The 1052-nt window shown below is 55.6% G+C and carries 1 protein-coding gene; it reads left to right on the forward strand.

Annotated features, from left to right (window positions below; all coding sequences use genetic code 11):
* A partial coding sequence (psbD, locus tag IQ270_RS30495) for a photosystem II D2 protein (photosystem q(a) protein) (protein WP_193976813.1) occupies positions 1 to 1052 on the forward strand: 1052 nt, incomplete at its 3' end.

Consider the following 1052-nt stretch of genomic DNA (forward strand, 5'->3'; position numbering starts at 1 on the left):
ATGACAATCGCAGTCGGACGCGCCCAGACCGAAAGAGGCATCTTTGATGTACTCGACGACTGGCTCAAGCGCGATCGCTTCGTCTTCGTAGGCTGGTCTGGCATCCTGCTATTCCCCTGCGCCTACATGGCCATCGGTGGCTGGCTGACCGGCACCACCTTCGTCACATCCTGGTACACCCACGGTTTGGCAAGCTCCTACCTCGAAGGAGCCAACTTCCTCACCGTCGCAGTATCCACCCCAGCCAACAGCCTCGGACACTCCCTACTGTTCCTGTGGGGCCCGGAAGCACAGTGGGACTTCACCCGCTGGTTCCAACTCGGCGGACTGTGGGCCTTTGTCGCCCTCCACGGCGCCTTCGCACTGATCGGCTTCTGCCTGCGTCAGATCGAAATCTCCCGTTTAGTCGGCATCCGCCCTTACAACGCCCTAGCATTCACCGGCCCCATCGCCGTGTTTGTTTCGGTGTTCCTGCTGTACCCCTTGGGTCAATCAGGCTGGTTCTTCGCCCCCAGTTTCGGCGTAGCAGCAATTTTCCGCTTCCTCTTGTTCCTGCAAGGCTTCCACAACTGGACGCTCAACCCCTTCCACATGATGGGCTTTGCAGGTATCTTGGGCGGCGCGCTGCTGTGCGCTATCCACGGTGCAACCGTAGAAAACACCCTGTTTGAAGACGGCGAAGGTTCAAACACCTTCCGCGCCTTCAACCCAACTCAATCTGAAGAAACCTACTCAATGGTGACAGCCAACCGTTTTTGGAGCCAAATCTTCGGAATTGCCTTCTCCAACAAGCGCTGGTTGCACTTCTTCATGCTGTTCGTACCTGTCACAGGCTTGTGGATGAGCTCCATTGGTATCGTCGGTTTAGCATTAAACCTGCGCGCCTACGACTTCGTATCCCAAGAATTGCGTGCAGCTGAAGATCCTGAGTTTGAAACGTTCTACACTAAGAACATTCTGCTTAACGAAGGCATTCGTGCTTGGATGGCTCCAACAGACCAACCTCACGAAAACTTCATCTTCCCTGAAGAAGTTCTGCCTCGCGGTAACGC

It is taken from the genome of Microcoleus sp. LEGE 07076, assembly GCF_015207455.1.
Classification (GTDB): Bacteria; Cyanobacteriota; Cyanobacteriia; order Cyanobacteriales; family Microcoleaceae; genus Microcoleus.